The sequence below is a fragment of the Phenylobacterium sp. genome (assembly GCF_030697305.1).
Lineage (GTDB): Bacteria > Pseudomonadota > Alphaproteobacteria > Caulobacterales > Caulobacteraceae > Phenylobacterium.
In genome coordinates this window covers 1-7511 of record NZ_JAUYQL010000086.1, presented here as the reverse complement: position 1 = coordinate 7511, position 7511 = coordinate 1, and the positions used below count along the sequence as shown (strand labels likewise).

6 protein-coding genes are annotated in these 7511 nt (G+C 68.7%); 1 reads left to right on the top strand and 5 read right to left on the bottom strand.

What is annotated here, in order from left to right; translation table 11 throughout:
• From pepN to Q8R27_RS09220, 5 genes are all read right to left on the bottom strand, one after another.
• Window positions 1–2453, bottom strand: a 2453-nt coding sequence (gene pepN / locus Q8R27_RS09240) for an aminopeptidase N (protein WP_305698745.1), incomplete at its 3' end; no start/stop codon positions are given.
• A 70-nt stretch (window positions 2454–2523) separates the two neighbouring features.
• Window positions 2524–3090, bottom strand: a complete 567-nt coding sequence (locus Q8R27_RS09235; RefSeq protein WP_305698744.1) for a hypothetical protein — start codon at window positions 3088–3090, stop codon at window positions 2524–2526.
• Between the two features lie 88 nt (window positions 3091–3178).
• Window positions 3179–4390 (bottom strand): glycosyltransferase, encoded by a 1212-nt coding sequence (locus tag Q8R27_RS09230; RefSeq protein WP_305698746.1) that lies wholly within the window; start codon window positions 4388–4390, stop codon window positions 3179–3181.
• 81 nt (window positions 4391–4471) lie between these two features.
• Complete coding sequence (locus tag Q8R27_RS09225) at window positions 4472–6298, bottom strand: VWA domain-containing protein (RefSeq protein ID WP_305698743.1); 1827 nt, start codon at window positions 6296–6298, stop codon at window positions 4472–4474.
• A 150-nt stretch (window positions 6299–6448) separates the two neighbouring features.
• Window positions 6449–6631, bottom strand: coding sequence for a CsbD family protein (locus Q8R27_RS09220; protein ID WP_305698742.1), 183 nt, complete (start codon window positions 6629–6631; stop codon window positions 6449–6451).
• A 168-nt stretch (window positions 6632–6799) separates the two neighbouring features.
• Between Q8R27_RS09220 and Q8R27_RS09215 the strand changes: the two genes are divergently transcribed.
• On the top strand, window positions 6800–7511 hold a 712-nt coding region (locus Q8R27_RS09215; protein ID WP_305698741.1), incomplete at its 3' end, for an ATP-binding cassette domain-containing protein.

Below are 7511 nucleotides of genomic sequence, written 5' to 3'. Positions count from 1 at the left end.
CCATCGACCATCAGGATCTGGTCGGCGAGGAAGCGATAGCCGGCGCCGCTCGGATCGTGGAACGCCGCCGGATTGCCCGCGCCGAACGTGGCCACCAGTGCGCGCAGGCGGTTGGGGTTCTTGGCGTCGAACGCAGGGTGGGCGGTCAGGCCCATCACCCGGCCCAGCGCGCCCTCGCCCTGATCGCGCGCCTGCAGGGCGAACCATTTGTCGATCACCAGCGGTTCGGCTTTCCAGCGTGCGTAGAAGTCGGTGAGCGCCTCGGCGAACGGCTCGCCGCCGACCAGCATCAGCGCCTGCATCCCGCCCATGGCGTCGGTCATGTTGCCGGACGCCTGGTAGTGGCCCGAGGCGCGTTCGACGACGTCGCCGCGCGGGTTGATCGCCATCAGCTCCAAAGCCGCGTTGCGCAACGCCCGACGGCCGGCGGCCGCGGCGTCGGCGCTGAACTCGCCGCTTTCCTGGAGGCCGATGTGCAGCCGTTTCAGCATATCGTCGAGGTGTAGCGCCATGCGCAGGCGCAGGGCGTCGCGTGCGGCGTGGATCGCCTGCGGATCGGCGGGGCGCATGGCCAGCGCGAGGTCGCTCTCCGAGGGCAGCGCCAGGATCAACGCTTTGAACGCCTCGTCGGACGCCTGGTCGGACAACGCCCGACCGACCGCTTCAGCGTAACGCTCCTCGGCGATCTCGTCGGGCTTGCCGGCGGCGCGCGCCAGGATCAGGTCGCGGGCGAGATCCTGGCCGGCTTCCCAGCGGTTGAACAGGTCGGGGTCGGCGGCCAGCGCCACATAGCGGTCCTTGGGCGGCGCATCGGTGGTCATCACCACGGGCGCGGAAAAGCCCCGCAGCGCCGAGAGCACCGGGTCGCTGTCGACCCCGCTCAGCACCACCCGCTTGCGGGCCTCGTCCAGCACGATCACCGCCTGGTCGGTCGCTGCGCCCTCGTAGTCGAACGCCATCGTACGGCCGTCGGAGTCCAGCAGGCCCAGCGCCACGGGGATCGGCAGCGGCTGCTTCGACGGTTGGCCCGGCGTCGGCGGAGTGGACTGCGAGAGGTCCAGCTCCAGGGTGCGCGCATCCGCGTCATAACGGCTGGCGATGGTCACCCGCGGCGTGCCCGCCTGTTCGTACCAGGCGAAGAAATTGGACAGGTCGCGGCCGGTCACTTCGGCGAAGCATTCGATGAACGCCTCGACCGTCGTCGCATGACCGTCCCAGCGCTCGAAGTAGAGGTCCATGCCGCGCCGGAAGTCTTCCGCGCCGATCAGGGTCTTGAGCATCCGGATGACCTCGGAGCCCTTCTCGTAGATCGTCGCGGTGTAGAAGTTGTCGATCTTCAGGAAGCTGTTGGGCCGCACCGGGTGGGCCATCGGACCCTGGTCCTCGGGAAACTGGCGTGCGCGCAGGGCCTTCACGTCCTTGATGCGCTGCACGGCGTGGCCGCGCATGTCGCCGGAGAAGCTCTGATCGCGGAACACCGTCAGGCCTTCCTTCAGGCAGAGCTGGAACCAGTCGCGGCAGGTGATCCGGTCGCCGGTCCAGTTGTGGAAGTACTCGTGGGCCACCACGCCCTCGATCCGCTCGTAGTCGAGATCGGTGGCGGTCGCCTCGTCGGCCAGCAGTAGCGAGGCGTTGAAGATGTTGAGGCCCTTGTTCTCCATCGCCCCGAAGTTGAAGTCGCGCACGGCGACGATCATGAACAGGTCCAGGTCGTACTCGCGGCCGAACGCCTGCTCGTCCCACTTCATTGATCGCTTCAGCGAGTCCATGGCGTAGGCGGCGCGCGCGGCCATACCGGGATCCACATAGATGCGCAGGTCGACAGTGCGGCCGCTCATGGTGACCAGGCTGTCCTCCAGCACGTCCAGCTCGCCGGCCACCAGCGCGAACAGGTAGCAGGGCTTGGGGAACGGGTCGTTCCACACCGCGTAGTGGCGCCCGCCCGGTGTTTCGCCTGACTCCATCAGGTTGCCGTTCGACAGCAGCCGATGGAACGCCTTGTCGGCCTCCAGGCGCACCGTGAAGCGCGACAGAACGTCGGGCCGGTCAGGCCAGTAGGTGATCTTGCGGAAGCCCTCGGCCTCGCACTGGGTGCAGAAGCGGCCGCCCGACATGTACAGGCCTTCGAGCGCAGTATTGGCCTGTGGATTGATCTCGACCTCGGTCTCCAAGACGAAGAGGTCGGGCACGTTGGGCACGCGCAGGAACTCGGCGTCGACCTCGTACTCCGACGTCGCCAGGACGCGGCCGTCGACCGCGACCGAGATCAGCTTCAGACGTTCGCCATTAAGCACCAGGGGCTCGCCGGCAGCGCCGTCGCGGCGCACAGACAGACGGGCCTTCACCCGGGTCGCGGTGGGGATCAGGTCGAAGTCCAGGCGGACTTCGTCGATCAGGAAGGCGGGCGGACGATAGTCGACCAGGCGGACTGGCTGAGGGGTGTCTGTGCGCATCCCAGGCATGTAGCCCCGGGCGGCGCCGGCGCCAATGCGAGCCTGCGTGAGAACGTCCGCGTCAGCGCGGTCAGGCCACCTTCGCCTCTTCGACAGGCGCGTCAGGCTCCGGGATCTCGCGAACGTACCGATCGACCTTGATCGCTTCCTCCGCCAGAACGCGGACTTCGGACGGGGAGTCCTCCGGCATCTCCAGCACCAGCTCGGCGAGGTGCCTGGCCAGCGCCAGCAGCCGCGGGGCCGAGACGATCAGCCGGGCCTGCATCTCCAGCTTCGACGGCGCACGGTCGTATTCGGCGCCTGGCACGCGCCAGCCGCCCCAGTCGTTGGCGTCGGTGACCACCACCGGATAGGTGCCGGGAAACGGGTGATGCGGGCAGTCTTCGGGGGTCTGCCATTTGTTGCGCGCCCGCAGCAGCCGCCAGGGGCCGCCGCTGTCGGACAGTACGTCGACGTCGTCCTGCTCGGCGCGCAGCTCATGGGCGTGGAATTCGCGACCCAGGCCCACGTCATAGGTGACGCGGATCGGCTCTTCGAAGCCCCGCGCCCAGACCGGTACGATGCGCTCGACCACCGACCAGGCGCCGACGCTGTCAACCCACACCTTCTGGTTCCGCTGAAAGACGGCCTTGGCCATGCCGGGGTCCCTTCGAGAGTCTCGGAGGCCACAGTGCCTTGAAATCGTTGACGGCGAGTCAATTCACCCAGTCGCGCGACGTCCCGTCTCAGGCGCTCAGCGCAAGAGGGGCGCGCCGCGCGCCGCGCGCCAGTCGAGCGTAGAGCTGCGTCAGCGCCTCGAAGGTCGCGTCCCAGCTGTGGCGTTGTTCGGCGCGGTGGCGGGCGGCGGCGGACAGCGTGGGGAGGTCGCGGGCGAACAGCGCCTCGATCGCCTCGGCGAGCGCGGCGGGGCTCGCATCGCGGGCGCGCTGGCCGACGCTTTCATCGATCAGTTCGCCGACACCGCCGCGCGACTGGCCAACCACCGGCAGGCCGGCGGCGAGCGCCTCCAGCACCACCAGGCCGAAGATCTCGTTCTCGTTTGCGTGCAGGAACGCGTCGCAGCTCGCCAGCAACCCAGCCAGCCGCGCCGGGTCGCGCTCGTAATCCATGCAGATCACGTGGGACGAATAGCGCACATCCTTTCCCGCCCCGATCAGCAACAGGCGGTAAGGATCGCCAAGCCGTTCTACGGCGGCGACCATGGCGTCGATGTTCTTCTCCCGCGCGGCCCTACCGGCGAACACCAGCAGCCTCGCGTCGGCGCTCACGCCCAGCCGCTTGCGTAGCCGTGCGCGGTCGGCGCGGGCCGGATCGAACAGATCGGTGTCGACGCCGAGGCCCTGGACCATCACCTGCTCGACGCCGGCTTCCGCCAGCCGGGTCGCGATGTGCTTGCTGGGCGCCACGACCTGGTCGAACCGCTGGTAGGCGCTGGCCCAGAAGCTGAAGGTCGGGGCCTGCGCCCAGTCTCCGAAGTGTAGCGCGGCCAGGGCGGCGGCGTCGGTATGACAGAAGCCAACCACTGGCACGTCCAGCGCCTCGCCGACCTCGAGCGCAGCATGACCGGGCACGAAGACGTCGCCGGCCTCGATCACGTCCGGCGCCAACATGCGCAGCACCGTCTCCCATTTGCCCTGCATCGCCGGCATCCGGTAGCCGTCCCCGAACGGCAGCCGGGCCGCGGCTACGGTGACGGTATGGCTGTCCTCCACGCGGGTGGCGGCCCCCGGTACGACCAGGGTATGGCGCACGTCTGGCCGGCGCCGCGCGAGCCAGGAGACCTTGGCGTTGAGGTAGCGCTTCACCCCGCCCGAGCGCGGCGCGTACATCATCGTGGTGTCGATCAGGTGGAAACCGCCGGCCCCGTTCGGATCGAACCTTGGCCGGACCTCACGTTCCAGCCGGATAAGGCGTTCCGAGTCGGCGGCGTCGAACACCAAGGCTTGCCCCCTCTGGTTTGGCTTTCTGCTGGCTCAACAACGAACGGCGGGGCGCTTCGTTTCGCGTCCCCCCGCGCATCATTCGTTGACCGATCGCGCCTGACCCGCGGCGCGCACCAACTGGACGAATTCCGCCCGCTCGCCGAACGGGTCGCCGCCGCGCGCACCCTGAGCCAGGGCCTCAATCTCGGGCCATCCGAAGCGCTCGTCCACCCATGGATCGCCGCGCAGCTTCTGGCCGAATCCGGCCACCGCCAGCGCCCACCGCGTCGGCTCGGGCGCGCTGCGCACGTCGGCGTAGTAAGACGCCTCGGTGATCGGCCGCTCGATGAGCTGCGAGGCCTGGGCGCCCGGACGCTTGTAGCGGACCTTCAGGAACGCGAGCTCTCCGGTCGGGCCGACGACGGGCGCGGGGCGGCGACCGTAACGCAGGGGATCGGCGGACGGACGCGCGCCCGCGGGGGTGATCTCGTAGAGCGCGGTTACCGCAGCGCCTAAGCCCACCTCGCCTGCGTCCACCCGGTCGTTGTTGAAGTCCTCGCGGTTCAGCAGCCGGGTCTCGTAGCCGATCAGCCGGTATTCCGAGACCTGCGCCGGGTTGAACTCGATCTGGATCTTCACGTCGTCGGCGATGGGGAACAGCGAGCCGGAGAAGTCCTGGGCGAACGATTTGCGCGCCTCCGCCAGGGTGTCGATATAGCCGGCGGTCCCGTTTCCGTTCTGGGCCAGCGTCTGCATCATCGTGTCGTTGTAGTTGCCGCGGCCAAATCCGTAGACCGACAGATAGACGCCGCTGCGCCGCTGCTCGGCGACGAAGTCCTTGAGCTTGGCGGGGTCGGCGACGCCGACGTTGAAGTCGCCGTCGGTCATCAGCACCACGCGGTTCACCGCGCGGGCGTTGAAGTTCTGTTTCGCCATCGCGTAGGCCAGCGCCAAGCCCTGGCCGCCGGCGGTCGAGCCGCCGGCCTCCAGCGCGCCGAGGGCGCAGCGCATCCGCAGCTTGTCGCGGCCGGAGGTCGGCGCCAACACCGCCCCGGCGGAACCCGCGTAGGCGACCATCGACACCCGGTCCTGGGGCCCGAGTTGGTCGATCAGCAGGTTCATCGCCTTGCGCGCCAGCGGCAACCGGTCCTCACCGCTCATCGAGCCTGACGTGTCGATCAGGAACACGAGATTCAGCGGCGGCTGGGCGGCGGCGGAGAGCTCATAGCCCTGCAGGCCCACGTGCAGGATCTGCCGGTCGCGCGACCACGGGGAGGGCGTCACCGCCACGAAGCTGGCGAATGGCGCCGCGCGGTCGCGCGGCAGGGCGTAGCCGTAGTCGAAGTAGTTCAGCATCTCCTCGACCCGCACGGCGTCGCGCGGCGGCCGCGTCCCGTCGTTCAGGAAGCGCCGCACGTTGGAATAGGACGCGGTGTCGACATCGATGGAGAAGGTCGAGACCGGCTCCTGCGCCGTGCGCTTCACCGGGTTTGGGCTAGCGTTGGGATAGCGTTCGGTGTCGACGGCGCCAGGCTGGTGCTGACTGGGCGGCGCAAAGCGGCCGCCCGTCACCATGGCCTGTGGCGCGCTCTGTTCGACCCGCTTTTCGACCGGCGGCAGGGGCAGGGGCGGAATGCTCGACGCCATGTCGGGCGCGCGGCCGCGGGGAGAAGGCGGCGGCGGGGGAGGCGGCGCGTAGGTCGGTGAGGGATAGGCGCCGGAGAGCCCGCCGCTGGCCCGCGAGCGACGCATGTCGTCACGGTCGTTACCGCCCGGCGCGTAGCCCAGCCTGGCGCAGGCGTCCGGGGTCGGCTGATCGGGCGCGTAGCGCGGTTGGGCCTGGGGCGCGCTGACCGGCCCCATGGCCGCCAGGGACGCGAGCGCCGCCAGGGCGCCGCCGCGCCGCGTCAAACCACCAAACATCTTCAGTCTCCAAGCCTGGATCGTTCGCTCAAAGGCCAAGCTCGATAAGCTTTGTGGCGGAACGGCGTCTGGGATCGTGGCGCAGACATGACGAAGGCCGCGCAGGCTTCACGCCAGGCGGCCTTCGGATCTCGCCAGAAGTGCGGCGTCCTACTTCTTCAACACGTCGCGGGCGGCGTCCTTCAGATTGCCGACGCCCTTCTGGACCTTGCCGGCGACCTTTTCGGCGGCGCCTTCGGCTTCCAGGCGTTCGTTTCCGGTGGCGCGGCCGACGGCTTCCTTCACGGAGCCTGCAGCGTCCTTCGCGGCGCCCTTGGCGGTGTCCTTGTGCATGGGATCTACTCCTGACTGGGGCAGGCGCGGGGAGCCGCCTGTCCCCATCACTACGCGGAGCATGGGACTTTCGTTCCCGATGCGGGCCCGCCGACGTTGCGCAGGAGGCGCCCTGCGTCTATCTCCCGCCCCAACCCCATTCCTCTATTCGAAGAGACCGCCCGCCCCATGGCGCAGCAGTATATTTTCCAGATGCAGGGCCTGACCAAGGCCTTCCCCGCCGGCAAGAAGGTGTTCGAGAACATCTGGCTGTCGTTCTATTCCGACGCCAAGATCGGCGTCGTCGGCGTCAACGGCTCCGGCAAGTCGACCCTGCTGAAGATCATGGCCGGACTCGACAAGGAGTTCCAGGGCGAGGCCCGCGCCGCAGACGGCGTCAAGATGGGCTACCTGCAGCAGGAGCCGCAGCTCGACGAGAGCCTCGACGTGTGGGGCAACGCCATCGCCTGGTGCGAGGAAAAGAAGATCTTCGACGCCTTCAACGCCGTCGCGGCGAAGCTGGGCGAGGACTACACCGAAGAGCTGATGGAGGAGATGACCGCCCTCCAGGAGAAGCTGGACGCGGGCGACCTGTGGGACATCGACAGCCGCATCGAGATGGCTATGGACGCCCTGCGCTGCCCGCCGAACGACTGGTCGGTGGACAAGCTCTCGGGCGGTGAGAAGCGCCGGGTGGCGCTGGTTCGCCTGCTGCTGGCCAAGCCCGACATGCTGTTGCTGGACGAACCGACCAACCACCTGGACGCCGAGAGCGTCGCCTGGCTGCAGCATCACCTGGAGGCCTTCCCGGGCTGCGTCATCCTGGTGACCCACGACCGATACTTCCTCGACCAGGTCACCAAGTGGACTCTGGAGCTCGATCGCGTCAAGGGCATCCCCT

Coding starts and splice junctions, on each gene's coding strand:
- Q8R27_RS09235 (WP_305698744.1), bottom strand. CDS start 3,090: ATGGCCAAGGCCGTCTTTCAGCGGAACCAGAAGGTGTGGGTTGACAGC.
- Q8R27_RS09225 (WP_305698743.1), bottom strand. CDS start 6,298: ATGTTTGGTGGTTTGACGCGGCGCGGCGGCGCCCTGGCGGCGCTCGCG.
- Q8R27_RS09220 (WP_305698742.1), bottom strand. CDS start 6,631: ATGCACAAGGACACCGCCAAGGGCGCCGCGAAGGACGCTGCAGGCTCC.